24 protein-coding genes and 2 pseudogenes are annotated in these 26,243 nt (G+C 71.4%); 18 read left to right on the top strand and 8 right to left on the bottom strand.

What is annotated here, in order from left to right; all coding sequences use genetic code 11:
• The first annotated feature begins 89 nt into the window (after positions 1–89).
• From QQM72_RS10625 to hemC, 7 genes are all read left to right on the top strand, one after another.
• The gene (locus QQM72_RS10625) at positions 90–1,355 is read left to right on the top strand and encodes a sensor histidine kinase (protein ID WP_314220575.1); all 1,266 of its coding nucleotides are present in this window, start codon (positions 90–92) and stop codon (positions 1,353–1,355) included.
• Positions 1,352–2,041 carry a response regulator transcription factor gene (locus QQM72_RS10620; protein ID WP_314220574.1) on the top strand — a complete coding sequence of 230 codons (690 nt, stop codon included), beginning with the start codon at positions 1,352–1,354 and terminating at the stop codon, positions 2,039–2,041. Before QQM72_RS10625 ends, QQM72_RS10620 begins: the two co-directional genes overlap by 4 nt.
• A gap of 85 nt (positions 2,042–2,126) precedes the next feature.
• Positions 2,127–3,107, top strand: coding sequence for an ATP-dependent DNA ligase (locus QQM72_RS10615; RefSeq protein ID WP_314220573.1), 981 nt, complete (start codon positions 2,127–2,129; stop codon positions 3,105–3,107).
• Between the two features lie 155 nt (positions 3,108–3,262).
• Entirely contained in the window at positions 3,263–4,039 is a 777-nt protein-coding gene (locus QQM72_RS10610; protein WP_314220572.1) for an NPP1 family protein, read from the top strand.
• A gap of 80 nt (positions 4,040–4,119) precedes the next feature.
• Positions 4,120–4,347 (top strand): hypothetical protein, encoded by a 228-nt coding sequence (locus QQM72_RS10605; protein WP_314220571.1) that lies wholly within the window; start codon positions 4,120–4,122, stop codon positions 4,345–4,347.
• Positions 4,344–4,811: a GNAT family N-acetyltransferase gene (locus QQM72_RS10600; RefSeq protein ID WP_314220570.1), complete on the top strand. Its 468-nt coding sequence runs from the start codon at positions 4,344–4,346 to the stop codon at positions 4,809–4,811. Before QQM72_RS10605 ends, QQM72_RS10600 begins: the two co-directional genes overlap by 4 nt.
• A 127-nt stretch (positions 4,812–4,938) precedes the next feature.
• Complete coding sequence (hemC, locus tag QQM72_RS10595; protein ID WP_314220569.1) at positions 4,939–5,874, top strand: hydroxymethylbilane synthase; 936 nt, start codon at positions 4,939–4,941, stop codon at positions 5,872–5,874.
• A gap of 34 nt (positions 5,875–5,908) precedes the next feature.
• Here hemC and QQM72_RS10590 read toward each other — a convergent pair whose 3' ends face one another.
• The 3 genes and pseudogenes from QQM72_RS10590 to QQM72_RS10580 all read right to left on the bottom strand — a co-directional run.
• On the bottom strand, positions 5,909–6,430 hold the full coding sequence (locus QQM72_RS10590) for a hypothetical protein (protein ID WP_314220568.1): 522 nt from the start codon (positions 6,428–6,430) through the stop codon (positions 5,909–5,911).
• Positions 6,431–6,621: 191 nt separating this feature from the next.
• Positions 6,622–7,155, bottom strand: a complete 534-nt coding sequence (locus QQM72_RS10585) for an ATP-binding cassette domain-containing protein (RefSeq protein ID WP_314220567.1) — start codon at positions 7,153–7,155, stop codon at positions 6,622–6,624.
• Positions 7,152–7,352 (bottom strand): annotated as a pseudogene (locus QQM72_RS10580) (MarR family transcriptional regulator); the annotation flags it as partial. The gene QQM72_RS10585 and the pseudogene QQM72_RS10580, both read right to left, overlap by 4 nt.
• A gap of 227 nt (positions 7,353–7,579) precedes the next feature.
• Here QQM72_RS10580 and QQM72_RS10575 point away from each other — a divergent pair.
• Both QQM72_RS10575 and QQM72_RS10570 read left to right on the top strand, forming a co-directional pair.
• Positions 7,580–8,371: a SigB/SigF/SigG family RNA polymerase sigma factor gene (locus QQM72_RS10575; RefSeq protein WP_314220566.1), complete on the top strand. Its 792-nt coding sequence runs from the start codon at positions 7,580–7,582 to the stop codon at positions 8,369–8,371.
• Positions 8,372–8,637: 266 nt separating this feature from the next.
• Positions 8,638–9,441 (top strand): VOC family protein, encoded by an 804-nt coding sequence (locus QQM72_RS10570; protein ID WP_314220565.1) that lies wholly within the window; start codon positions 8,638–8,640, stop codon positions 9,439–9,441.
• Between the two features lie 32 nt (positions 9,442–9,473).
• Here the strand turns inward: QQM72_RS10570 and glgX are convergent, their stop codons facing one another.
• Positions 9,474–11,609, bottom strand: coding sequence for a glycogen debranching protein GlgX (gene glgX / locus QQM72_RS10565; RefSeq protein ID WP_314220564.1), 2,136 nt, complete (start codon positions 11,607–11,609; stop codon positions 9,474–9,476).
• Between the two features lie 53 nt (positions 11,610–11,662).
• Positions 11,663–12,181, bottom strand: coding sequence for a pep a2 (locus QQM72_RS10560; RefSeq protein WP_314220563.1), 519 nt, complete (start codon positions 12,179–12,181; stop codon positions 11,663–11,665).
• Between the two features lie 298 nt (positions 12,182–12,479).
• Here QQM72_RS10560 and QQM72_RS10555 point away from each other — a divergent pair, with 298 nt between their 5' ends.
• From QQM72_RS10555 to QQM72_RS10530, 6 genes are all read left to right on the top strand, one after another.
• Positions 12,480–12,779 carry a DUF5133 domain-containing protein gene (locus QQM72_RS10555; protein WP_314220562.1) on the top strand — a complete coding sequence of 100 codons (300 nt, stop codon included), beginning with the start codon at positions 12,480–12,482 and terminating at the stop codon, positions 12,777–12,779.
• 75 nt (positions 12,780–12,854) lie between these two features.
• Positions 12,855–14,810, top strand: coding sequence for an alpha-1,4-glucan--maltose-1-phosphate maltosyltransferase (locus QQM72_RS10550; RefSeq protein ID WP_314220561.1), 1,956 nt, complete (start codon positions 12,855–12,857; stop codon positions 14,808–14,810).
• A 32-nt stretch (positions 14,811–14,842) separates the two neighbouring features.
• Positions 14,843–16,579 carry a maltose alpha-D-glucosyltransferase gene (gene treS / locus QQM72_RS10545; RefSeq protein ID WP_314220560.1) on the top strand — a complete coding sequence of 579 codons (1,737 nt, stop codon included), beginning with the start codon at positions 14,843–14,845 and terminating at the stop codon, positions 16,577–16,579.
• A gap of 28 nt (positions 16,580–16,607) precedes the next feature.
• Positions 16,608–17,969 carry a maltokinase N-terminal cap-like domain-containing protein gene (locus tag QQM72_RS10540; protein ID WP_020126273.1) on the top strand — a complete coding sequence of 454 codons (1,362 nt, stop codon included), beginning with the start codon at positions 16,608–16,610 and terminating at the stop codon, positions 17,967–17,969.
• Between the two features lie 5 nt (positions 17,970–17,974).
• Positions 17,975–20,179 carry a 1,4-alpha-glucan branching enzyme gene (gene glgB / locus QQM72_RS10535; protein WP_314220559.1) on the top strand — a complete coding sequence of 735 codons (2,205 nt, stop codon included), beginning with the start codon at positions 17,975–17,977 and terminating at the stop codon, positions 20,177–20,179.
• Between the two features lie 57 nt (positions 20,180–20,236).
• Positions 20,237–21,325 carry a glutamate--cysteine ligase 2 gene (locus QQM72_RS10530; protein WP_314220558.1) on the top strand — a complete coding sequence of 363 codons (1,089 nt, stop codon included), beginning with the start codon at positions 20,237–20,239 and terminating at the stop codon, positions 21,323–21,325.
• Positions 21,326–21,375: 50 nt separating this feature from the next.
• On the opposite strand, the pseudogene QQM72_RS10525 reads toward QQM72_RS10530, so the two are convergent.
• Positions 21,376–21,461: pseudogene (locus QQM72_RS10525) on the bottom strand (DUF6480 family protein); the annotation flags it as partial.
• Positions 21,462–21,660: 199 nt separating this feature from the next.
• On the opposite strand from QQM72_RS10525, the gene QQM72_RS10520 reads away from it, so the two are divergent.
• Together QQM72_RS10520 and QQM72_RS10515 are read left to right on the top strand one after the other, a co-directional pair.
• The gene (locus QQM72_RS10520) at positions 21,661–23,565 is read left to right on the top strand and encodes an AMP-dependent synthetase/ligase (protein WP_314220557.1); all 1,905 of its coding nucleotides are present in this window, start codon (positions 21,661–21,663) and stop codon (positions 23,563–23,565) included.
• Positions 23,566–23,759: 194 nt separating this feature from the next.
• A complete protein-coding gene (locus tag QQM72_RS10515; protein WP_314220556.1) occupies positions 23,760–24,206 on the top strand; it encodes an ATP-binding protein in 447 nt (148 codons plus the stop codon).
• Between the two features lie 68 nt (positions 24,207–24,274).
• Here QQM72_RS10515 and QQM72_RS10510 read toward each other — a convergent pair whose 3' ends face one another.
• Together QQM72_RS10510 and QQM72_RS10505 are read right to left on the bottom strand one after the other, a co-directional pair.
• Positions 24,275–24,736: an ATP-binding protein gene (locus QQM72_RS10510; protein ID WP_314220555.1), complete on the bottom strand. Its 462-nt coding sequence runs from the start codon at positions 24,734–24,736 to the stop codon at positions 24,275–24,277.
• Positions 24,733–25,104: a PRC-barrel domain containing protein gene (locus tag QQM72_RS10505; RefSeq protein ID WP_314220554.1), complete on the bottom strand. Its 372-nt coding sequence runs from the start codon at positions 25,102–25,104 to the stop codon at positions 24,733–24,735. The genes QQM72_RS10510 and QQM72_RS10505 overlap by 4 nt, the downstream gene beginning before the upstream one ends.
• A gap of 199 nt (positions 25,105–25,303) precedes the next feature.
• On the opposite strand from QQM72_RS10505, the gene QQM72_RS10500 reads away from it, so the two are divergent.
• Positions 25,304–26,185: an RNA polymerase sigma factor SigF gene (locus tag QQM72_RS10500; RefSeq protein WP_399076706.1), complete on the top strand. Its 882-nt coding sequence runs from the start codon at positions 25,304–25,306 to the stop codon at positions 26,183–26,185.
• Positions 26,186–26,243: the final 58 nt, after the last annotated feature.

Genomic DNA, 26,243 nt, shown 5'->3' with positions numbered 1-26,243 from the left:
GCCCGGAAGGGCGCGCCGGAGCGGCTCGCGCCCCTCGCGCACGGCGCACGCCGTCCGCACCGGGTCCACGCCCCCACCGGAGACAGCCGATGTGCATTCCCTGGCAGCGCTTCGCGGACGACCACACCCGCACCGTCGACACCATGACGGCCGTCCTGCTCTTCGCGGCCTTCCTCTTCGGCGGCGAGTTCACCGTTCCCGGCGCCGACCGGCCGGACACGGTGGGCGCGACGATCGCCCTCGGGCTGCTCTCCTGCGGCTCGCTGCTGCGGTGGCAGCGCACCCGACCCGGCGCGGTCGTCGCCGTGACGACCGGCGGCGCGGCCGCCGCGATCGCGCTCGGCCACCTCATCACCCCGCTGCTGCTCGGCCCGCTCATGCTCGCCCTGTACCGGCTGACCGTGCGCGCCGGGCGGCGTTCGGCGCGCCGCCACTACTGCGCCGCGCTCGCGGTGATCGTGCCGACCGCCCTGCTGGTGGACCCCGTGGCGCACCACCCCTGGCCGATGAGGACGCTCAGTCCCGCGGTCTGGCTGCTGTTCCCGGTCATCACCGGCAACCTGGTCCGTCTCCAACGGGCCTACGTCGACGCCGTGCAGGCCCGCGCCGAGTACGCCGAGCAGGGCCGCGAGGAGGAGGCGCACCGCCGTGTCGTGGAGGAACGCGTGCGCATCGCCCGTGAGCTGCACGACGTCGTGGCCCATCACCTGGCTCTCGCCAACGCCCAGGCGGGTACCGCGGCGCACCTGGCACGCACCCATCCCGACCGCGCCCACGGCATCCTCGACGACCTGGCCGGCACGACCTCCTCGGCGCTGCGCGAGCTCAAGGCCACGGTGAATCTGCTGCGCAGGGCGGACGAGGGCGACCCGCCGCTCGCCCCGAGTCCCGGTCTGGGGCAGCTGGCCGAGCTGACCCGGACGTGCGCGGGCACGGGCCTGGAGGTGCGGGTCGCGACCGAGGGCACGGCGCGGCCGCTCACGCCGGGCGTGGACCTGACGGCGTACCGCATCGTGCAGGAGGCGCTGACCAACGTCGCCCGGCACGCGGGCGCGCGGACGGCCCGGGTGCGGCTGTGCTTCGACCACGACCGGTTGACGATCACCGTGACCGACGACGGAACCGCCGACTCCGCCGGGCCCGCCGGAACCGGTGCGCCCGCCGGAACCGGTGCGCCCGGCGGGCCCGTCCCGGTCAAGGACGGCCGCGGGTTCGGCCTGATCGGTATGCGCGAGCGCGCCGAGTCCGTGGGCGGCGCCCTCCGGGCCGGGCACCGCCCCGAGGGCGGCTTCCGGGTCACCGCCCGGCTGCCCCTGTACCCCGACACTCCCGCACCCACAGAACGGACGCCATGACCATCCGCGTGCTGCTCGCCGACGACCAGGCCCTGCTCCGGGCGACCTTCCGGATCCTCATCGACACCTGCGACGACATGGAGGTGGTGGGCGAGGCGAGCGACGGCGCCCAGGCGGTCGGCCTCGCGCGGCTGCACCGCCCCGACGTGGTCCTGATGGACATCCGCATGCCCGGCACCGACGGCCTCGCCGCCACCGCCGACGTCTGCGCCGACCCGGGCCTGTCCGACACCCGGGTGCTGATCCTGACGACCTTCGAGATCGACGAGTACGTCGCCCGGGCGCTGCGGGCCGGCGCCAGCGGCTTCCTCGGCAAGGACGTCACCGCTGACGCCCTCCTCGACGGGATCCGCACCGTCGCCTCCGGCGAGTCGCTCCTCTCCCCGCTCGCCACCCGCTCCCTGATCGCCCGCTTCCTCGCCTCCCCCGCGGAGAGCGCCCGGCTCGGCTTCCCCGGCGACCTCGCCGGGCTCACCGCCCGCGAGCGCGAGGTGACGGCCCGGGTCGCCGAGGGCCGCTCCAACGAGGAGATCGCCGACGAGCTCTTCGTCAGCCCGCTGACGGTCCGCACCCATGTGCACCGCGCCATGACGAAACTCGGCGCCCGGGACCGCGCCCAGCTGGTCGTCATCGCCTACCAGTCGGGGCTGGTCCGGGCGCCCGAGCCGCTGCCCCGCGACCACTGAGTCCGCGCCCGGCCCAGCGCCGCCGTTCAGGCGAAACCGCGGCCTGTTCCGCGTGCTTCGGCCCGGCCGCGTCCACAACTCACCCGTGACCCTCCCTCTCATCGCCCCCATGCTCGCCACCCCGGGCCGGCTGCCGCCCGTCGCCCAGGACGCGCGCTGGGCCTACGAGACCAAGCAGGACGGGCAGCGGGCCGTGGTGTACCTCGCCGGAGACGGGAGCATCACCCTGCGCGCCCGTTCGGGGGAGGACATCACCCGCGCCTATCCCGAGCTGCGGCCGCTGGGCGCGGCTCTCGGCGGCACGCCGGCCGTGCTGGACGGCGAGGTCCTCGCCCTGGACGGACGGGGCCGGGCCGACTTCCAGTTGCTCCAGTCCCGGATGGGCCTGGTCCAGGCCCCGGGCAAGGCCGCACGGCTGGCGGCGACGACACCCGTGCACCTCGTGCTGTTCGACGTGCTGCATCTCGGCGGGCAGTCCCTCCTCCCGCTGTCGTACACACGGCGCAGGGCCCGGCTGGAGGCGCTGGCGCTGGAGGGGCCGTTCTGGTCGACGCCGAGCGCCCTGGTCGGACACGGGCGGGAGGCCCTGGAGGCGACCCGCGCCCACGGCCTGGAGGGCCTGGTCTGCAAGCGTCTGGACTCGGCGTACGAGCCGGGGGTGCGCTCCCGCGCCTGGATCAAGATCCGGAACATGCGCGTCGCGGACGTCCTGGTCGGCGGCTGGCTGCCGGGCAAGGGACGGCTGACCGGGCTGCCCGGCGCCGTCCTGGTGGGGCAGCGGGCAGCGACGGGACTGCGGTACGTCGGCGGGGTGGGCACCGGCTGGAGCGAGGCCGAGCGGGTCGAACTCGCGGCCCTCCTGCGGGCCGCCGCGACCGACGGGTGCCCCTTCGACGCCGTACCGCAGGCGCCGGGCGCGCGATGGGTCGTGCCCCGGCTGGTCGGTGAGGTCCGGTACAGCACGCGGACCCGGGCGGGGCTGCTGCGCCAGCCGTCCTGGCTGCGGCTGCGGCCGGACCTGACCCCCGAGGAGTCGGCGGCGGACCTGCCGGACATTTCCGCCTGACCTCACCTCAGCAGTCAAGTATTGGGCTGTGCTTCACCACCGATACCCCTGCGACCTCTTGGCGTGGAAGGGAAAACCGGGGAAGCTGAGCTGCTTTTCAACTCCCTCTCCCCACACAGCCGTTCGGCTGCGCCCGAAACCCCCAGGAGGACGCGGTGTCGTCAACGAAGCTCAAGGTCCACGGCAGGAGGTGGCTCACCGGGTTCGCCGGTGCCGCCGCACTCGTCGTCGCCCTCCCGTCGGCCGCCTTCGCCGCCCCGCCGACGGCCCTGCCGTCCAACGCCGAAGCCGCCGAACTGACGTATCAGCCCGCGTTCGACTACGACACGGACGGCTGCTACTCGACCCCCGCCATCGGCCCCGACGGCACGATCAACGGCGGGCTGAACCCGACCGGCGCCCTCAACGGCAGCTGCCGGGACGCCTCCGACCTGGACAACACCAACAGCTACTCGCGCTACAAGTGCAACAACGGCTGGTGCGCGTACCTGTACGGCCTCTACTTCGAGAAGGACCAGGCCATAGCGGGCAGCAGCATCGGCGGGCACCGGCACGACTGGGAGCACGTCGTGATCTGGGTGCAGAACGGCCAGGTCCAGTACGTCTCGACGTCCAACCACGGCTCGTTCACCGTGACCGCGGCCTCCGGCGTCCGCTTCGACGGCTCGCACGCGAAGATCGTCTACCACAAGGACGGCATCAGCACGCACTGCTTCCGGCTCGCGAACTCCAATGACGAGCCGCCGGAGAACCACAAGGGCACCTGGCAGTACCCGCCGCTGGTCGGCTGGAACGGCTACCCGGCGGGCCTGCGGGACAAGCTGAGCGCGTACGACTTCGGCAGCGCCAACTTCGGCCTGAAGGACGCCAACTTCAACAACCACCTCTCCTCGGCGAAGCCGTCCGGGATCGCCTTCGATCCCGCCGCGTGAGCCTCGGCCGCCGTCCGCGGGCCGGGGTGCGAGCTCCCCGACCGTGGACGGCGGCGCACGCACGCCCCCATGATGTCCGGATGGATCTTCACGACGAACTGCCGCCGGCCGGGCCGGCGATGGAGCTGCTCGCCCTCGCCGAGGATCATCACGCCCGCACCGTCCGGCCGCCTGGCACCCGAGAGGTCGCCGGGCACCCGGCCCGTGAGCGCGACGCCTTCGCACGGCAGGTCCTGGGCGGCGCGGGCCCCCTCGGGGAGCGGCTCGCCGCCTGGGGCGCGGACACGGTCGAGGGGAACGTCAGGTGAGCGCCGCAGCACGGGTCCGGCACGCCGAACGGTCCGATCTGCCGCGGGTCGCCGAACTCGCCGCCCAGCACGCGGAGTACGAGCGCGCCGCGTCGCCCGTGCCCGACCTCGCGAAGCGGCTGGCCGGGCTCCTCTTCGACGCCCCGACGCCCCGGCTGTACTGCCTGGTCGCCGAACTGCCCGACGGCGAGGTAGTCGGCTACGCGACCTGCGCGCCCGAACTCTCCACCTGGGAGGGCCGCGAGTACCTCCACATGGACTGTCTGTTCCTTCTCCCCGGCCATCGCGGCCTGGGGCTCGGCGCCCTGTTGGTGGCGGCCGTGGCGGCCCGGGCCCGGAGCCTGGGCATGAGCGAGGTGCAGTGGCAGACCCCGGCCTGGAACGACGGGGCGATCCGCTTCTACGCCCGGCTCGGCGCCCTCGGCACCGACAAGCGGCGCTTCGTTCTCGACGTGTCCTCCTGACGGCGCAGAACCATGCGCCCGCCGCTCGTCCGCGTGCCCGTGGAACCGTCGGCGACGGCCCGCTCACGCGCGACCGAAACCGGTCACCGGCACGGGGCACGGCCCGCGAGGGTCTATCGTGTCCCGCATGTCCGTTCCGGAAATGATCCGTATCGTCTCCCGTGACTCGCCCATGGCGCTGGCCCAAGTGGAGCGCGTGCGCTCGGAGTTGGCCGTCCTGCATCCCGGTGTGCGCACCGAGGTCGTGCCCGTGAAGACGACCGGCGACAAGTGGATGGGCGACCTGTCGAAGGTCGACGGCAAGGGCGCCTTCACCAAGGAGGTCGACGCGGCACTGCTGGCCGGTGCGGCGGATCTCGCGGTGCACTGTGTCAAGGACGTGCCGGCGGACCGGCCGCTGCCCGCGGGCACGGTGTTCGCCGCGTTCCTGCGGCGCGACGACATCCGCGACGCCCTCGTGCACCCGGGTGGCCGCACCCTGGACGAGCTTGCGGCCGGAACCCGTATCGGCACCTCGTCGGTGCGCCGGGTCGCCCAGCTCGCCGCCACCCATCCCCACCTGGAGTGTGTGCCGTTCCGGGGCAACGCCAACCGGCGGCTGGAGAAGCTGGCGGCGGGCGAGGCGGACGCGCTGCTGCTCGCCGTGTCCGGCCTGGAGCGCATCGGGCGGCAGGACGTGATCAGCGAGGTGTTGTCGCCGGAGACGATGATGCCGCCGATCGGCGCGGGCATCCTCGCCCTGCAGTGCCGCGAGGGCGACACCGACGTCATCGACGTCGTCAGCGCGCTCGGCGATCCGGCCACCCATCGGGAGGCCACGGCGGAGCGCATGTTCCTGCATGTGCTCCAGGGGCACTGCAACAGCCCGATCGCCGGCTTCGCGCGCGTGGACCGCAGCGGCGAACTGTCCCTGCGGGCCTGCGTGTTCACCCCGGACGGGAAGACCAGGCTGAACGCCCACGAGTGGGCGGGCAGGCTGGACCCGGCGACGCTCGGCACGTCGGTGGCGGTGTCACTGCTGCGTCAGGGCGCGCGCGAGATCATCGACGGCATCCCGCACTGACCGTCCGCCGGCCCGGCGAAGGGCGCGGCACCCCTCAGGCGCTGCCCTCTTCGGCCTGGTCGCGCAGGAAGTTGCTGACCTGGCGGGCCAGGCTGTCGCGTCCCGCGCCGGCCGGGGCCCCGCCGGATCCCTCGGCCAGGCCGATGCCGCCCGTCCACAGCCGGCGGTCGGCCCAGTCGTCGTCGACCCGCAGCTGGACCTGGACGTCCACCTGGGCGAGCGACGCCTCGGGTCCCGCCGCGTACAGCACCGCGGTGGCCCGGCGCAGCGGATAGACGTCGAAGCCCTCGATGAACTGCGAGTTGCGCCAGTCGACGAACGCGCTCTCCCCGTCGGGCCCGAGCCGTACGTCGATCTGCCCGTCCTCGAGGTGGATCGTGGAGTTCTTGCCGCCCCGGTTCTCGACCGTCACCCGCAGGCAGAAGTACGTCAGCCCCTCTGCGGCGTCGTCGCGTCCCCTGGGCGGCTCGCTCTGCTCCAGGCGGTGGACGCGGACCCGCAGACCGGCATGCTCGTCGTACTCCTGCCAGTCCCCGACCACGTTCGGCTCGTACACAGTCCACCTCTCGACTTCTACCGGCTGCTTCCTATCCGTGCGCCGATCGCACTGTCAAATGAGCAGAATGCGCTGTGGCCAGGGAATTCATCCCTTTTGATCGCCGATCAAGCCGTGCGCAGGAAGAATCCGCCGACAGGCCGCGAAAGGGCCTGTCGCGGGCGTGCCGCACATCACGTTCCCGGGCGGGGTCAACGGGCCGGCCGGCCCAGCAGCGAGGAGGCCGCGGCGATGCCGAGCGCGGCGGCCACGATCAGCACCCCGAAGTCGAGCGCGAGATGCGCGGGCGTGCCGAGGAGCAGCCCCCGCAGCGCGTCCACCTCGTAGCTGAGGGGGTTGACCTTGCTGACGGCCTGGAGCCAGCCCGGCATGATGTCGAGCGGGTGGAGCGCGTTGGAGCCGAAGAACAGCGGCATGGTGATCGCCTGGCCGGTGAGCCCCGAGTCGGCGGACAGCTGCTGCGGGACGTAGCCGATCAGCCTGCCTACGGCCATGCGGTCGCCGGCGCTGTCGTGACCGAAGACGCGCACCATGCCGGACGGCACCGGCAGCAGGGTCGTGACGCGGCGGATGGCGGTGGTCTTGCCGGCTCCGTCGGGCCCGAGCAGGCCGAAGACCTCGCCCTCGCGGACGGTCAGGTCGAGTCCGTCGACCGCCTTCGTGTCACCGAAGGCGTAGGCGATCCCGGTGCGGGCGACGGCGTCCGTGGCACTGTCGTTCGTCATGACTCCTCGGCCTCCTCGTGCAGGTTGACGGCGAGCGCGCGCAGGGCGGGGAGCGCCGCGCGCGGGGCTTCCCGGTCTGCGGCGTCGAGGCGGTCGACCTGCCGGCCGACGAGCGCGGCGCGCCGCTCCCGCCACGCCCGCAGCCGGGCCTCGGCCGCCTCCGTGAGCAGCAGCCGGGCGACCCGCCGGCCAGCAGGAGGGGCGAACCAAGGTACGAATCAGGGGGCGAAATCGAACAATTAGGTAGAAAATGGTTCAAGAAGCTCCATGACGGGAATCCGGACAAGAGTGCTTCGGACAGGAGGCACGTCCGTGGGATCCCCGTCGCGCGGCCGGTCCCGGATGGTCTCCCGTTTCGGCCCGATCGCGCGGCTCCCACGGTGCCCGATCGCCCATCGGCATCCTTCTGGGGAAGGCGCGCGTGATGCGTAGCACCGTCAGAACGAAGCAGCACCCCCACGACGACGCTCCCGACACCAGGGAGTCCTTCGTACGGCTCACCACTCTGCCGGGCGGGCCGGAGCGCCAGGCGCTCAAGGACGAGCTGGTCCGCCTCTGGCTGCCCATGGCCGAACGGATCGCCGTCCGGTTCCGGGGGCGCGGCGAGAACCTCGAGGACCTGTACCAGGTCGCCGCCCTGGGGCTCGTCAAGGCCGTCGACCACTACGACCCGGACCGCGGCCGCGCCTTCGAGGCGTACGCGGTGCCGACGATCACCGGTGAGATCAAGCGGCACTTCCGCGACCACATGTGGACGCTGCACGTACCTCGCCGGGTCCAGGACCTGCGCAACCGGGTACGGAGCGCCGCGAAGGAGCTGTCACAGACGATTCCGGGGCGCCCGCCCACCGTCGCCGAGATCGCCGCGTACGCGCAGCTCACCGAGGAAGAGGTGCGCACCGGCGCCGAGGCGCTGGAGTGCTTCTCCGCGCTGTCGCTGGAGGCCGAGCTGCCCGGTACCGACGGCTACGCGCTCGAGGACGCCCTCGGCGGCCCGGATCCCGGTTACGACGCCGTCGTCGACCGGGTGGCCGTGGCGCCCTGTCTACGGGCCCTGCCGGAGCGCGAACGGACGATCCTGTACATGCGGTTCTTCGCGGGCATGACGCAGAGCCGGATCGCCGAGCAGCTGGGCATCTCGCAGATGCACGTCTCACGCCTGCTCAGCGGCTGTTTCGCCCGGCTGCGCGAGGAGATCGCCGCCGAGGCGGACTGATCTCCCGCCCCGAGGCATCACTCCGATGGCCCGGTCGACCACGGCGTGCGGGGCGACCGCCGCCTCCAGCCGCTCGTACTCCTCCTGCAGCCTGAGGATCCGGGCCGTTTCGTCGGCCGTTCCCTGCGGTACTCGTGCCACCGCGCCACCGCTCCCGCGTGCCATCGGCTTGCTCGGCAGGCGCCCGGGACGGTTCCGGCCGGACACTGGTGGTAGCCAGCCCGGTAGCCCAGCCCGCCGGCCGAGAGACCAGGAACGCGAGTGCCATGAACCGTCGCCCGACATCCGCCCGCGGTACGCGGGGATCCGTCTCCACGCACTCCGTGTTCGGTGCGCCCTGCTGGGTGAGTCTGACCAGCCGCGATCTGGACGCCACGCAGGGCTTCTACGCGGCCGTCCTGGGCTGGGAGTGGCGCCGGGGCGTGCTCGGCGACCACTTCCGCACGGCACTGGTCGGCAGCGTGCCGGTCGCCGGGGTGGCCGCCGTCGCCTCGATGTGGCAGATGGCGGTCGCCTGGACGCCGTACTTCGCGGTACCCAGCGCGGACGACGCCGCGTCCCGGACCCGGGAGCGCGGCGGAACCGTGGCCGTGGGCCCGATCTCGCTGCCGCCGGGCCGGGCGGCGCTGCTGGCCGACCGGGACGGCGCGACCTTCGGCGTCTGGGAGGGCGAGCTGATCGGCAACTGGGAGGCCTGGCGGCAGGACGCGCCCGCCTTCATCAGGCTGCACACCCGCGACGCCTTCGACTCCGCCATCTTCTACGGCGAGATCCTCGACTGGGCCACGGACCGCCCCGGCTGCGTCGAGGTCCACTACGAGCGCGGCGAGGTCGTGCTGCGCAGCCGGGGCGATGTGGTCGCCCGGATCGAGTCGGGCGCGCTGGAGGCGGCGCCCGACCCCACGATCCGTCCGCACTGGCAGGTCCACTTCGCCGTCGCGGACGTGACGGCCTGTGCCCGGGCGGCCGAGAAACACGGTGGCAGCGTGCTGGTCGAGACCGCCCATGAGGCCGTGCTGCGCGACCCGGACGGCGCCCAGTTCACGGTGACCTCGAGCCGGGGGCGCTGAGCGCCCCGGTCTCGGTCGCGACGGCGCGGGTCTCAGTCGCAACGGCGCGGGGGCCGGGCCAGCACGATCAGGCTGCGGGCCTCCAGCGTCACCCCCGCGCCCGCCTTGTACTCCGTCTCGTCCGGGCCGCCGTCGGGCCCGGTGGTGTCGGCGCACACCGTCCAGCGCTCGCCGTAGGCGGCGTCGGGCAGCCGGAAGACGACCGGTTCCCAATAGCTGTTGAACAGCAGCAGGAACGAGTCGTCCACGACGGGCCGGCCACGGGGGTCGGGTTCGGCGATGGCGTCGCCGTTGAGGAAGACACCGACGCTGTGCGCGTCGGCGCGCTGCCAGTCTCGGTCCCTCATCTCGCGCGCGTCCGGCAGCAGCCAGACGAGGTCGGGCAGCGGCCGCCGGGCGCGTCTGGCGGTCTCGCCCCGGAAGAACCGGCGCCGGCGCAGCACGGGGTGGGCGGCGCGCAGGGCGACGAGGCGCCGGCAGAAGTCCGCCAGACCCCGCTGCTCGTCGGTCAACCGCCAGTCGACCCAGGAGACTTCGCTGTCCTGGCAGTAGGCGTTGTTGTTGCCGCCCTGGGTGCGGCCGAGTTCGTCGCCGTGGCCGATCATCGGGATGCCCTGCGACAGCAGCAGTGTGGCGAGCAGGTTGCGCTGTTGCCTGGCCCGCAGTTCCAGGACCGCCGGGTGGTCGGTGGGCCCCTCGGTCCCGCAGTTCCAGGAGCGGTTGGCGCTCTCGCCGTCCCGGTTGCCCTCGCCGTTGGCCTCGTTGTGCTTGTCGTTGTACGAGACGAGGTCACGCAGCGTGAAACCGTCGTGCGCGGTGACGAAGTTGACGCCGGCGCGCGGATGGCGCCTGCTGTGGGCGTACAGGTCCGAGGAGCCGGTCAGACGGGAGGCGAACTCGCCCAGCGAGCCGGGTTCCGCGCGCCAGAAGTCGCGTACGGCGTCGCGGTAGGGGCCGTTCCACTCCGACCACAGTGGCGGGAAGTTGCCCACCTGGTAGCCGCCCTCGCCGAGGTCCCAGGGTTCGGCGATGAGCTTGACGCGGCTGATCACGGGGTCCTGCTGGATGAGGTCGAAGAACGCGGAGAGCCGGTCCACCTCGTGGAACTGGCGGGCGAGGGTGGCCGCGAGGTCGAAGCGGAAGCCGTCGACATGCATCTCCGTCACCCAGTACCGCAGCGAGTCCATGATCAGCTGCAGGACGTACGGGTGTCGCATGAGCAGGCTGTTGCCGGTGCCGGTGGTGTCGTAGTAATGCGCCCAGTCGCCGTCCACGAGCCGGTAGTAGGAGGCGTTGTCGATGCCGCGGAAGGAAAGGGTGGGGCCCTTCTCGTTGCCCTCGGCGGTGTGGTTGTAGACGACGTCGAGGATCACTTCCAGACCGGCCGCGTGCAGCGCCTTCACCATGGACTTGAACTCGGTGACCTGCTCGCCGCGGGTGCCGTGGGCGGCGTAGGCGTTGTGCGGGGCGAAGAAGCCGATGGTGTTGTAGCCCCAGTAGTTGGACAGGCCCCGGTCCGTCAGCACACCGTCCTGCACGTACTGATGCACGGGCATCAGCTCGATCGCCGTCACGCCCAGCGAGGTGAGGTGCCCGGTCACGGCCGGGTGCGCGAGGCCGGCGTAGGTGCCCCGCAGAGCGGGCGGAACCTCGGGATGGGTGCGGGTCAGGCCGCGCACATGGGCCTCGTAGATCACCGTGTCGGCGTAGGGGCGCCGGAGCGGCTCGTCGTCACCCCAGTCGAAGGCGGCGTCGGTGACCACGCCGAGCAGGGTGTGCCCGGAGCTGTCCGCCGGGTCGGGGCGGTCGCCGGCCCGCTCGAAGAGGGAGGCGTGGTTGTCGATCTGGCCGTCGACGGCGCGCGCGTAGGGGTCGAGGAGCAGCTTCGCCGGGTTGCAGCGGTGCCCGGAGCCGGGATCCCACGGCCCGTGCACGCGGAAGCCGTAGCGCTGCCCGGGACCGATCCCGGGCAGGTAGCCGTGCCAGACGAAGCCGTCGACCTCGGTCAGCGGGACACCGCGGGTGGCGCCGTCGTCGTCGACGAGGACGAGGTCGACACGTTCGGCGACCTCGCTGAACAGGGCGAAGTTGGTGCCCTGTGCGTCGAAGTCGGCGCCCAGCGGGAAGGGGTGCCCGCTCCACGCGGGCACCCCGGCACTACGGTCCATCCGGTCCGTCGGGTTCCTGCGGTCCTTACGGTCCTTCCGGTTCGGCCGTGAGGTCACCGAGCGGCCTCCAAGGCGCCGTGCGCCTCGTCCGTCGGGGCCGGGGCGGCCAGGGCCGCCACCGGCAGTTCGCGCGGCACTTGACGCACCTCGCGCAGGCTCGGCGCGGGGCCGGTCCGCACCAGCGGGACACGTTCGCCGGAGCGGGCCCGCTGGGAGAACCAGATGACCTGGCTTCCGGTGCCGGTGGCGCAGCACCCCCAGCCGTCGCTCATCACGGCGATGCGCTGCAGACAGGCTCGCAGGTCCTGGTCGGGACGCAGCCGGCGGTCGCGACCGCCGATGGCCGTGATCAGGTGTTGTCCGTTCCACCACATCTCGATCGAGGTGTGCTTGTCCGTGGCGTGCTCGTCGATCGCGGTCAGCAGCATCTCGGCGCCGCGGCAGACGGTCTCGACGTGGGTCTCGAGCTCCCAGTAGGACAGGTGAGCGGCCAGGATGCGCCTGACCTGTCCGACCCGTTCCGGACAGACGTCCACATCGAGGTGGTAGTAGCAGGGGACTGCTGTCTTCATCGTCGTTCGCTCCTCACCGGCGAGGCTCCCACTCCTGCTCGGCCCGACGGGCCAGAGTTCCCCAATACGAAGCGTGAGCGGTAATCGCTCCAGAGTCACAACCACAGTGGGGCTGCTACGCCATTCGTGCAACACGAGCACACCACAACCAAGATCCAACAGGACGTTGGGTGATGCGCCGTGCACCATAAGTGAAGGCCTCACAAGGTCGGACACTTCGCGCCTCCGCGCAACGGGCCGACCCGGCCGCCTCGAGCGACCTCCCCCTTGCTTGACTTCCCGGAAGGTGCACAGCGCGATGCTGCAACCAGCGAAGACAGAAGTCGCCAGGACCTTGCGCAGTTACCGGGCCTGGGAGCGGGACATGCTGGCGCGGCCCGACGACCGCACGGCGCGGGCCGCTTTCGAGGACTGCGGCTACACCCTCTGCGTGCTGATGGGCAAGCGCTGCGCACGGGAGGCCGCGGACGCCGCCGAGCAGTATCTGCGGGTCGGCGTGGACGCCCTCCACCGGGAGCGCTGGGGCCTGGGCCGCAGAAGCGGCGTCGCGCGGCTCTCCGCGACGCGGCCGCTCCCCCGCCTGCCCGCGGAGACGTAGCGCTGCGCGCAGGTGCAGTCCGTTCGCCCAACACCGGGCGGACGAAGCCATTTTCGAGCTAGCGGAGGTGCAAGGGTGAAGTCCACCAGGGCGATCGGCCGTATCCCGGTGCGGGACGTCGAACCGCGCGTGGAGTGCGGCAGGCGGCCGGCGAAAGCCGTGACCGGGGAGACGGTGCGGATCTCCGCGACGGTGTTTCGCGAGGGCCACGACGCCATCGGCGCCAACGTGGTCCTCAAGACCCCGGACGGCGGCCGCGGGCCCTGGACCCCGATGCGCGAGCTCGTCCCCGGCAGCGACCGCTGGGGAGCCGATGTGACCCTGGAGGCCATGGGCCGCTGGACGTACACCGTGGAGGCCTGGAGCGACCCGGTCGCCACCTGGCGCCACCACGCGGAGATCAAGATCCCGGCCGGGATCGACCCGGGTCTGGTTCTGGAGGAGGGCGGTCAGCTCTACGAGCGGGCGGCCGCCCGGGCCCCGCGCGGACCGGAGCGCACCCTGTTGCGGGACGCGGCGAAGAAGCTGCTCGACGACTCGGCTCCGGTCGCCGAACGCTACGCGGCGGCGCTGACGCCGCAGGTCGACGCCGTGCTCGGCCGGTATCCGCTGCGGGAACTGGTCACGGCGTCCGAGCCGTTGCCGCTGCTGGTCGAGCGCGAACGCGCCCTGTACGGCGCCTGGTACGAGTTCTTCCCGCGCTCGGAGGGGACCGCCGAGCGCCCGCACGGCACCTTCCGCACCGCCGCGCGCAGGCTCCCCGCCATCGCCGCGATGGGCTTCGACGTCGTCTACCTCCCGCCGATCCACCCCATCGGCACGACCTTCCGCAAGGGCCGCAACAACACGCTCGACCCCGGCCCGGACGACGTCGGCGTGCCCTGGGCGATCGGCTCGCCGGAGGGCGGTCACGACGCCGTCCACCCGGAGCTGGGCACGCCGGAGGACTTCGCCCGGTTCGTGGAGCGGGCCGGTGAGCTGGGCCTGGAGATCGCCCTCGACTTCGCCCTCCAGTGCTCCCCCGACCACCCCTGGGTGCACAAGCACAGCGAGTGGTTCCACCACCGCCCGGACGGCACCATCGCCTACGCCGAGAACCCGCCGAAGAAGTACCAGGACATCTACCCCCTGGCTTTCGACGCCGACATGAAGGGCCTGGTCGCCGAGACGGTGCGGGTCCTGCGGCACTGGATGTCGTACGGGGTGCGGATCTTCCGGGTCGACAACCCGCACACCAAGCCGGTCGTGTTCTGGGAGCGGGTCATCGCGGACATCAACCGCACCGACCCCGACGTGATCTTCCTCGCCGAGGCCTTCACCCGCCCCGCGATGATGCACACCCTCGCGCAGATCGGCTTCCAGCAGTCGTACACCTACTTCACCTGGCGCAACACCAAGCAGGAACTGACGGAGTACCTCACCGAACTCTCGGGGGACGCCGCCTCCTACATGCGGCCCAACTTCTTCGCCAACACCCCCGACATCCTGCCCGCCTACCTTCAGCACGGCGGCCGCCCCGCCTTCGAGATCCGCGCCGTCCTCGCCGCCACCCTCTCACCGACCTGGGGCGTCTACAGCGGCTACGAACTCTGCGAGAGCACTCCTCTGCGCGAGGGCGGCGAGGAGTACCTCGACTCGGAGAAATACCAGCTCAAACCCCGTGACTGGGCGGCCGCCGAGCGGGCGGGCCACAGTATCGCCCCGCTGCTCACACGGCTCAACGAGATCCGGCGGGCGAACCCGGCCCTGCACTGGCTGCGGAACCTCCGTTTCCACGGCACGGACAACCCCTCCGTCATCGCGTACAGCAAGAGCGCGGGTTCGAACACGGTTCTGGTGGTCGTCAACCTCGACCCCCACCACACCCAGGAGGCGACGGTCTCGTTGGACATGCCGCAACTCGGCCTGGACGACGGCGCGTCCCTGACCGTGCACGACGAACTGACCGGCGAGACATACGCCTGGGCCAGGACGAACTACGTGCGCCTGGAGCCCGGCCGGACACCTGCCCACGTGTTCCACGTCCGGTGACCCGCACCGCCGATCGGAGGCCCCAGCCCGCCATGACCGTCAACTCCCCTGTCCCGGACACCTTCGAGGACACTCCCGCCAAGGACCGCGACCCCGAGTGGTTCAAACGCGCCGTGTTCTACGAGGTCCTCGTCCGCTCCTTCCAGGACAGCAACGGCGACGGCGTCGGCGACCTCAAAGGCATCACCGCCAAACTCGACTACCTGCAATGGCTGGGAGTCGACTGCCTCTGGCTGCCGCCCTTCTTCAAATCGCCCCTGCGCGACGGCGGATACGACGTGTCCGACTACACCGCCGTCCTCCCCGAGTTCGGCGACCTCGCCGACTTCGTCGAATTCGTCGACGCCGCCCACCAACGCGGCATGCGCGTCATCATCGACTTCGTGATGAACCACACCAGCGACCAGCACCCGTGGTTCCAGGAATCGAGGAAAGACCCCGAAGGCCCCTACGGCGACTACTACATGTGGGCCGACGACGACAAACAGTACGGCGACGCCCGCATCATCTTCGTCGACACCGAAGTCTCCAACTGGACCTTCGACCCCGTCCGCAAGCAGTACTTCTTCCACCGCTTCTTCTCCCACCAGCCGGACCTCAACTACGAGAACCCGGCCGTGCAGGAGGAGATCCTGGCCGCCCTCCGGTTCTGGCTCGACCTCGGGATCGACGGCTTCCGGCTGGACGCGGTGCCCTATCTCTACGCGGCCGAGGGCACGAACTGCGAGAACCTGCCGGCCACGCACGAGTTCCTCAAACGGGTCCGCCGCGACATCGACATCCACTACCCGGACACGGTGATCCTCGCCGAGGCCAACCAGTGGCCCGAGGACGTCGTCGACTACTTCGGCGACTACGCCTCCGGCGGCGACGAATGCCACATGGCGTTCCACTTCCCCGTCATGCCCCGCATCTTCATGGCCGTCCGCAGGGAATCCCGCTACCCGGTCTCGGAAATCCTCGCCAAGACCCCCGCGATCCCCTCCCGCTGCCAGTGGGGCATCTTCCTGCGCAACCACGACGAGCTCACCCTCGAAATGGTCACCGACGAGGAACGCGACTACATGTACGCGGAATACGCCAAAGACCCGCGTATGCGCGCCAACATCGGCATCCGCCGCCGGCTCGCACCCCTCCTCGACAACGACCGCAACCAGATCGAACTCTTCACCGCCCTGCTGCTCTCCCTGCCCGGCTCGCCGATCCTCTACTACGGCGACGAGATCGGCATGGGCGACAACATCTGGCTCGGCGACCGCGACGCCGTCCGCACCCCCATGCAGTGGACACCGGACCGCAACGCGGGCTTCTCGTCCTGTGACCCGGGCCGGCTGTCCCTTCCCGTGATCATGGATCCCGTCTACGGCTACCAGGTCACCAACGTCGAGGCGTCGATGTCGTCGCCCTCCTCGCTGCTGCACTGGACCCGGCGCATGATCGAGATCCGCAAGCAGAACCCCGCCTTCGGCCTCGGGACCTACACCGAACTCCAGTCCTCCAACCCGGCCGTCCTCGCCTTCCTGCGCGAGGCCCCCCTGTCGGCCGACGGAGGGGACGACGTGGTGCTGTGCGTGCACAACTTCTCGCGCTCCGCGCAGCCCACCGAACTCGACCTGCGCCGGTTCGAAGGCCGCCATCCCGTCGAGCTGTTCGGCGGGGTCCGCTTTCCCGCCATCGGGGAACTGCCCTACCTGCTCACTCTCGCGGGACACGGCTTCTATTGGTTCCGGCTCACCAGAGCCGCGTCCCGGATCGGCCGCCGCCTGTGAGCGAGCGCCGGGGAAAGGATGGGTCACCGTGACGAAGACCGCACCCCTGCGACCGAGCAGTGCGAGCGGCGTCCGCTCCGTCGGGCCGCTCGCCGCGCTGCTGTGCGAATGGCTGCCGCGGCAGCGCTGGTTCGCCGGCAAGGACCGGCCCCTCACCGATCTGCGCATGCTGTCGATGACCGAGCTGTACCCGGGCTGTCTGCATCTGCTCGTGCACGCAGATCAGTCGGGCGTCCCGACTCCCGGGGGCACTCCCCCGGCCGGCGACTGCTACCAGCTGCTGCTCGGCGTCCAGGAGCACCTGTCGCCGCGTCTGGGACGGGCGCTGATCGGCAGGGTCGAGGACGGGCCGATGGCAGGTCTGACGGTGCATGACGCGCTGCAGGACCCCCGGTCGGCGCATCTGCTCCTGGAGCGGATGCGGCACCCCGGCACGCTGGGCCCGCTGTGTTTCGAGTCCGACCCGTCCGTGTCGCTGCCCCCCGGGCTCGCGCCGCGGCTGCTGGAGGCCGAGCAGTCCAACACCTCTCTGGTGTACGGGGACGCGTTCATCCTGAAGATCTTCCGGCGTATCCAGCCCGGGGTGAACCCCGATCTGGAGGTACCGGTCGCGCTGGCCGGGCAGGGGTGCGGGCGGGTGCCCGCACCCGTGGCCTGGTTCCGCACGACCCATCCGCAGGAGGCGACGCTCGGCGTGCTCCAGCCGTTCCTGCCCGACGCGTCGGACGGCTGGACGCTGGCGCTGCGGGCCCTCGCCCGCGGGGAGGACTTCACGGCGGAGGCCGAGGAGCTGGGGCGGGCCACCGCGGACGTCCACCTCGCACTGGCCGCGGCGCTGCCGGCCGGTCCGGACGCCGAGGACGGGCGCACGGCGGCGGCGATGACCGAGCGGCTGGAGGCGGCCGCGCACCATGTGCCGGCGCTGCGCCCGTTCGTGCCGGGCCTCACCACCGCCTTCGGCGCGCTCTCCGTGTGCGACGCCGGCCCGCCCGCCCAGCGCATCCACGGAGACCTGCACCTCGGGCAGGTCCTGCGCGCCGGACGCGACTGGTTCGTCATCGACTTCGAGGGCGAACCGTCCCGTCCCCTGGCCGAGCGCCGCAGCGCCCACTCCCCGGTCCGCGACATCGCCGGGATGCTGCGCTCGTTCGACTACGCCGCCCGCCAGCGCCGTCCGTGGCGGCCGGAGTGGGCGCGCCGCTGCCGGGAGGCCTACTGCGCCGGCTACGCGGCCCGCGCGGGCTGGGATCCCCGTAAGAAGCATGCCCTGCTGCGTGCCTACGAGACGGACCGAGCCGTGTACGAAGTGCTGTACGAGGCCCGTAACCGTCCCGACTGGCTGCCCGTACCCATGGCGGCGATCGAACGACTCGCCGTCCGAGGAGGCTGACCCCTGTGGCCCTGCGTGACACCTCTCCGCCCGAGTCGGCCGGTCCCCGCCCGCGCACCGCGCCCGCGCTCGATCCGGCCGACCGTGGGCGCCTGCTCTCGGGCGCGCACCACGATCCGCACGCCCTGCTGGGCGCGCACCCGGTGCCGGGCGGGATCGTCTTCCGGGCGCTGCGGCCCTTCGCGGACGCCGTGAGTGTCGTGATCGACGGCGACCCCACCCCGCTGGTCTCGGAGGGCGACGGTCTCTTCTCCGTCGTGCTGCCGCTGGACGCGGTGCCCGCGTACACGCTGCTGGTGTCGTACGAGGGCGCCGAGCACAAGGTGGACGACCCCTACCGCTTCCTGCCGGCCCTCGGCGATCTGGATCTGCATCTCATCCGGGAGGGGCGGCACGAGGAGCTGTGGAAGGCGCTCGGCGCCGAGCCGATGGCCCACCAGGGTGTGACCGGCACCCGGTTCACCGTGTGGGCGCCGAACGCCCAGGGGGTGCACGTCGCCGGCGACTTCTGTTTCTGGGACGGGACCGCCTTCCCGATGCGGTCCCTCGGTTCGTCCGGGGTGTGGGAGCTGTTCCTGCCCGGGATCGGCGAGGGCGCCCGGTACAAGTTCGAGATCACCTCGCGTCACGGCCACCGCTTCCTCAAGGCCGACCCGATGGCCCGGCGGGCGGAGGTGCCGCCGGACACCGCGTCGATCGTCCATGCCTCGCACCACGAGTGGGCGGACGGGGAGTGGATGGCGCACCGGGGCGATGTTCCCGTGCATGTGGCGCCGTTCTCCGTGTACGAGGTCCATCTGCCCTCCTGGCGACCGGGGCTGACGTTTCGTCAGCTTGCTGAGGAACTCCCGCCGTACGTCAGCGACCTCGGCTTCACGCATGTGGAGTTGATGCCGGTCGCCCAGCATCCGTTCTCGGGTTCCTGGGGCTACCAGGTCACCGGGTTCTACGCGCCGGCCTCGCGCCTGGGCACGCCCGACGACTTCAAGTACCTGGTGGACGCCCTGCACCGGGCCGGGATCGGCGTGATCGTGGACTGGGTGCCGGCGCACTTCCCCAAGGACGACTGGGCACTGGGCCGGTTCGACGGGGAACCGCTGTACGAGCCCGGTGACTCCCGGCGGGCCGAGCATCCGGACTGGGGGACGTACGAGTTCGACTTCGGGCGCGTCGAGGTGCGCAACTTCCTCGTGGCGAACGCCACTTACTGGTGCGAGGAGTTCCATGTCGACGGGCTGCGGGTGGACGCCGTGGCCTCCATGCTCTACCTCGACTACTCGCGGGACTCCGGCCAGTGGTCGCCCAACGTGTTCGGCGGCCGGGAGGACCTGGACGCCATGGCGTTCCTCCAGGAGATGAACGCGACGGTCTACCGCCGCAACCCGGGGGTGGTGACGATCGCGGAGGAGTCCACCGCGTGGGAAGGGGTGACCCGGCCCACCGACAGCGGGGGCCTGGGGTTCGGGCTGAAGTGGAACATGGGCTGGATGCACGACTCGCTGGAGTACATCGCCAAGGAGCCGGTGCACCGCAAGTACCACCACAACGAGATGACCTTCTCGATGGTGTACGCCTACAGCGAGAACTACGTGCTGCCCATCTCCCACGACGAGGTCGTCCACGGCAAGCAGGCGCTGGTCTCCAAGATGCCCGGCGACTGGTGGCAGCGGCGCGCCAACCACCGCGCGTACCTGGGGTTCATGTGGGCCCACCCGGGCAAACAGCTCCTCTTCATGGGACAGGAGTTCGCCCAGGGCGCGGAGTGGTCCGAGGCCCACGGCCCCGAGTGGTGGCTGCTGGACCCGGGGTACGCCTCTGCGGGCGATCACCGGGGGGTGCGGGACCTGGTGCGTGATCTCAACACGGTCTACCGGGCCACCCCGGCCCTGTGGGAGCGGGACACCGATCCGGCCGGTTTCCGGTGGGTGGTCGGCGACGCCGCGGAGGACAACGTCTTCGCGTTCCTCCGCCTCGACGCCCACGGGGCTCCGCTTCTCGCCGTCAGCAACTTCTCCCCGGTCGTGCGCCACGACTACCGGCTCGCCGTGCCGGACGGGGCGCCGGCCTGGCGCGAGCTGCTCAACACCGACGCCGAGTGCTACGGCGGCAGCGGCCTCGTCCACCCCACCCCCGTCGCGGCGCGGGACGGGGGGATCGCCCTCACCCTGCCGCCCCTGGCCACGGTGTGGCTGGCGCCGTCGTCCGTGTGAACCGCCCCGGGCGGGGCATTCGGGTGCGTACCACCCGCCAGAGAGAGGCCGCATCCCGTGCGCACCGTCGGAGTGGAGGAGGAACTCCTCCTGGTCGACCCGGAGAGCGGGGAGCCCCAGGCGCTGTCCGCCGCCGTCCTCGCCCGCGCCTCCCGGCGCGGGGCCGAGGATGACGTCTTCGAGAAGGAACTGCACAGCCAGATGCTCGAATTCAACACCCACCCGCAGGCGGGCATGGACGAACTCGGCGCGGAGATCGTCCGCATACGCGGGGAGGCGGCGCGGCACGCGCGGGAGGCCGGTTGCGCGGTGGCCGCGCTCGCCACGTCGCCGTTGCCGGTGCGACCGTCCGTCAGCATGAACCGGCGCTACCAGTGGATGGCGCAGCAGTACGGCATCGCGACGCGTGAGCAGATGGTGTGCGGCTGCCATGTCCATGTGTCCGTCGACTCGGACGAGGAGGGCGTCGGGGTCATCGACCGGATCCGGCCCTGGCTGCCGGTGCTGACGGCGCTGAGTGCCAACTCGCCGTTCTGGCAGGGTGGGGAGACGGACTACAGCAGCTATCGCAGCCGGGTGTGGCAGCGCTGGCCGTCGGCCGGGCCGACCGAGCTGTTCGGGTCGGCGGACCGGTACCACCGGCGGGTGGCGGACATGGTGGCGACCGGCACGATCCTCGACGAGGGCATGGTCTACTTCGACGCCCGGCTGTCGGCGCGCTATCCGACGGTGGAGGTGCGGGTGGCGGACGTCTGTCTGCACGCGGACACCGCCGTGCTGATCGCGACGCTGGTGCGGGGACTCGTCGAGACCGCCGCGCGGGACCGGGAGGCCGGCCGGGAGCCGCTGGACCACAGCGTGAGCCTGCTCCGGCTGGCCGGCTGGCAGGCCGCCCGCTCGGGGCTCACCGAGGCGTTGCTGCACCCGGTGTCCATGCGGCCGGCGCACGCGGAGACGGTCGTCCGGGCTCTGCTGGAGCATGTCGAGGACGCGCTGGCGGACAGCGGTGACCTGGAGCGGGCCCGCACCTCCTGTGCCGAACTGCTGCGGCACGGCAACGGCTCCCGGACGCAGCGCGAGGTGTGGGAGCGCACCGGCAGTCTGCGCGAGGTGGTCACCACCTGCGTGCAGCACACCCAGGCCTGAGGCCGCCTCCCGTCTGCCGCCGCGGTTCCCCGTCAGGGTGTCAGGGCTTCGGGCGGGGTCTCGCCCGGGGGACGCCGCCGCCCGGTTCCAGACCGGTGGTGCGTTCGGGTTCGGGGCCTGGATCGACGTGGCTCATGCCCTCCGAGTCCTCCGGGGCCGCCGACTTCACCGGCGGCGGGACGTCGGAAGTGACGGGGGCCCGGCAGGACGAGATCATCAACGCGGATTACTTATTCGTTCCAGGCCACAACCGGTCCCACCTGGGCTAGATTCGGGCACCGTCGATAACAGTTCCCGTCGGCGGAGTCACAGCCCGTACACCTCAGGAGCAGCGCATGCGCGACTTCGCCCTCGCTCCCCCGGCCACCACGCCCCTGACCGGAGGCCTCGCCGACACCGTCTTCGAGACAGCCGCCCGCACTCCCACCCTCCCCGTGCTCTACCGCCGTCCGGACGGCGGCGCCTCCGACTGGGAGGAGGTGACGGCCGTCGAGCTGCGCGACGAGGTGGTCGACCTGGCGAAGGGGTTCGTGGCGTCCGGGATCTCGCCCGGCCACCGCGTCGCGATCATGGCGCGTACCCGGTACGAGTGGACGGTCCTGTGTCACGCGCTGTGGGCGGTGGGCGCCGAGGTCGTCCCCGTCTATCCGACGTCCTCGCGCGAGCAGGTCGAGTGGATCCTGCGGGACGCGAACTGCGTGGGCGTCGTCGTCGAGGACGAACAGAGCGTCATGACCGTGGGATCGGTGTGCGCGGCTCTGCCCTCGCTCCGCAACGTCTGGCAGTTGGACGCCGGAGCGTTCGAACAACTCACGCAGCGCGGCGAGTTGGTGCCGATCACCACCGTGGACTCGCTGCGCCGGATCGTGCTGCCCGACTCCACCGCCGTGATCGCCTACACCTCCGGGACCTCGGGCCGTCCCCTGGGCTGCGCGCTGAGCCACCGAAGCCTGGCCAGCCCCTGCGACACGCTGCTGGCCGGCTGGGGGCACACGGCCGCGCCCGCCGGCCGGCAGCCGAGCGTCCTCGCCTTCCTGCCGTTCTCCCACGTGTACGGGCTGATGATCCAGGGTCTGTGCCTGCGCGGCGGCATCCTGATGGGCCACGAACCCGATATCGGCGCGGAAGCGCTCGCCGAGTCGCTGCGCACCTTCCGTCCGACGTATCTGTACGCGGTGCCGTCGGTGTTCGAGAAGATCTACAAGAACTTCCTGCGGGCGGCCCAGGAGGCCGGCCGTGGCGCCCTGTTCGAGCGCGCGGCGGAGACGGCCCGGGACTTCGCGGCCGCCGTCGAACGGCAGCGGCTGGGCCGCGGTTCGGGGCCCGGTTTCGACCTGCGGCTCCAGCACGCCCTGTTCGAACGGACGGTGTACCGCAGACTCCGGGCGGCGCTCGGCGGCCGCGTCCACCGCGCCACCTCGGGCGGCTCCCCGCTCCACCGCGATCTGTCCCTCTTCTTCGAGGGCATCGGCATCTATGTGCACGACGGGTACGGTCTGACCGAGACGAGCGGCGGGATCACGATGCAGCCGCTCGGCCGGGAGAAGTCGGGCACCGTCGGACAGGCCCTGCCGGGCGTGGACATCCGGGTGGCCGACGACGGGGAGATCCTGGTGCGCGGCCCGTCGGTGTTCCAGGGCTATGTCAACGACGAGGCCGCGACGCGGGCCGCGCTGTGGGGTGGCTGGCTGGCCACGGGTGACCTCGGGTTCCTGGACTCCGACGGCTACCTCACGATCACCGGCCGCAAGAAGGACGTCATCATCACCAGCAGCGGCAAGAGTGTGGCGCCGGCCTCGCTGGAGCAGCGGTTGCGGATGCATCCGCTCGTCCACCAGGCCGTGGTCGTGGGTGACAACCGGCCCTGTGTGGGCGCGCTGATCACCCTGGACCCCGACTTCCTGGCGCACTGGCGCGGGAACCTGATGCTGCACGGCGACACCCAGAGCCGGGAGGCGCGCGAGGAGAACGCCCTGCGGGAGGAGGTCGGGCGGGCGGTGGCCGCCGCGAACAGCACGGTGTCCCGCTCGGAGTCGATCCGCGCCTTCCGCATCCTGCCGCAGGCGTTCGACCAGACCAACGGCCTGCTGACACCCTCGATGAAGCTGCGCCGCGACTCGATCGTGTCGCACTACGCGGCGGAGATCGAGGCGATGTACCAGGCACGGGCGCGGCTGCCCCGGCAGACCTCCCCGGAGGAGGTGCTGGGCTGGGACGACGCCGACGACGTGTTCCGGTGATCCGGACCGCCGGTGGGCCCTGGTCCGCACACGCTGCGTGGCCGGGGAGCGGACGGTCGTGTTCCGCCGTGACCATATGCCGTCGGATGACGGACGCGTAGCCTGGGAGCCCTCGGGAACCCTGTAGGGGCGACGCCAGAGAGCCGTACGAGAAAGGACGACGGTCCCGGAGACTCAGGGACCGCACTGACGACATGGCAACCGAGCCGCGTGGAAACGACGCACTGTCCTCCTGGGCGATTCCCAGCCGTACAGCCCGCTTCGAGGGCGAACCCCAGGACGTGACGGGTGCACGGCTGGCCACGGAGGAGTTCCTCCATGAGCTGGCCGGCACCGTGCCGCCCGCGGCACCGGAGTGCTGGCACGACATCGTGCTGATCGTGACGGAGCTGGCGGCGAACGCCGTCCAGTACGCGCCGGGCCCCTTCGAGCTGTGCCTGCGCCCCACCTTCGACGGCGTGCACGTGACGCTGCGCGACACCAACAGCGCTCCGCCGTCCCCCCGTCCGTTCCATCCCGACAGCGGGGGCGGGGGTATCGGCTGGTATCTGGTGCACACGCTGTGCAGTCAGGTCAGCGTGGTGCCGAACGAGGCCGGCCAGGGCGAGGGGAAGGACGTGCACGTCTTCCTGCCGTGGTGAATAACGCGGCAGGGCGGGAGTGGCAGGGTCGGAGTGGATATTCAGGAGGGAAGAGGCCGCGCGTCGGGTCAGGAGGGCCCCTCGGCGGTCCGGACCGGCACGAACACGCTGATCGTCTTCCCGCCGCCGTTGTTCTGCTTTTCGATCACGATGTCCCGGGCCAGGCGGACGACCAGCGGCCAGCCGTACCCGCCCACCCGGTGGCCGGCCGCGCCGAAGCCCGGTCCGCCCACCGCGGCGGGCACCGCGTCGCTGTGATCGCGCACGGCCAGCCGGACCCCGTCCCGCACCGGCGTCATCTCGAACCCGGCCAGTCCGCCGCCGTGCCGCAGGGCGTTGGCGACCAGCTCCGACACGACCAGGAGCAGGTCGACGACGTCCTCCTCGCGCGCCGGCCGGGTGGACGGGTTCCACCGGGTGTCCACCACCGCGCGGGCGTGGGCCCGGGCCGCGGCGGCGGTCTTCACCGATGTCCCGGCCGTTCCCCGGGCGGGCGCCGAGCGGGCGGGCGCGAGTCCCTCTTCCCTCATACCGATGGCGTTCCCCGCGGTGTCAGCCGGCGATAGTGGTCACCGACGGCGGTGAGGTACGCCGGGTCCGTCGTCTCGCTGTCGGTGCGGAAGCGAGGCGCGTCCTTGACCTCGTCCCCGGTGCAGCCCAGGGTCACCTTGCGTTCCGTGTGGTCGACGCCCGTCACGACGCCCACCGGGACGACGGCGCTCCTGCCGAACAGCCACACGCCCGTGTCGACGACCAGATGCCGCATTCCGAGCGGGTCGGCCTCGCGTTCCACATGGCCGAGGGTGCCGTCGGCCGTCATGACGGCGTATTCGGTCAGATCCTGTCCTTCGGCATGTCCACTGTCCGGTGTGTACGACCAGATTCCGTCGATGGTCACACTGCTCCCTTCTCGCGCTCCACAGCTGCCTTTACCCGCCCGTGGCGCCCGCATTCGGGGCATGTCTGTCCGTTCCTGACCGAAGAGAGGGGGTATCAGCACCCGTTGAAAAAATTTGTGCGCAACCACGAGCATGAGATCCGGAACCCGGGGCAAACGGACTCCGTCATCGACCGGCGCGACGAACGGAGTGAGCGGCATGAATGCCGTGACGGCACACGCAACGACGGCCACGGCAGCGCGGGCAGGCACGGAGAGCCCGCTGGGAGGGGTTCCGCTCATCGAGATGCCCACCCAGGTGAGCCCGAAGGACGCGCGGGAGCTCTCGCGCCGCTTCTTCGACCGGCTGGCCGTCGTGGAGGAGGGCACCCACGAGTACCAGTACGTGCGCAACACCCTGATCGAGATGAACCTGTCCCTGGTGCGGTACGCGGCCTCCCGCTTCCGCGGCCGGGGCGACTCCATGGAGGACATCGTCCAGGTCGGCACGATCGGGCTGATCAAGGCCATCGACCGGTTCGAGCTGACCCGCGAGGTCGAGTTCACCTCGTTCGCCATTCCGTACATCGTCGGCGAGATCAAGCGGTTCTTCCGGGACACGAGCTGGGCCGTGCACGTGCCGCGCAGGCTCCAGGAGGCACGGGTCGAACTGGCCAAGGCCACCGAGGAGCTCCAGACGCGGCTCGGCCGGATGCCCACCACCCGTGAGCTCTCGCAGCTGATGTCACTGTCGGAGGAGGAGGTCATCGAGGCGCGCAAGGCGTCCAACGGCTACACCTCCGCCTCCCTCGACGCGGCCCTCACCTCCGACGGCGGCGCGGACGGCGAGTCCGTGCTGGCCGACTTCCTCGGCGCCGAGGAGCCGGCGCTGGAACTGGTGGAGGACTTCCACTCGCTGGCGCCGCTGATCGCCGAACTCGGCGAGCGGGAGCGACGGATCATCCACATGCGGTTCGTCGAGGAGCGGACGCAGGCGGAGATCGGCAGGGAGCTCGGCATCTCCCAGATGCATGTGTCGCGACTGATCAGCCGCATGGTGCAGCGGCTGCGGACCGGCCTGCTCGGGACCGAGATCGCCTGACCCGAAAACCTGGTCATGACATTGCCCGGGACGGCTTCGAGCCGTCCCGGGCAAAGCT

The sequence above is a fragment of the Streptomyces zaehneri genome (assembly GCF_032248645.1).
Classification (GTDB): Bacteria; Actinomycetota; Actinomycetes; order Streptomycetales; family Streptomycetaceae; genus Streptomyces; species Streptomyces coriariae.
The sequence above is the reverse complement of the archived record's forward strand: the minus strand, read 5'-3'. Positions and strand labels throughout refer to the sequence as shown.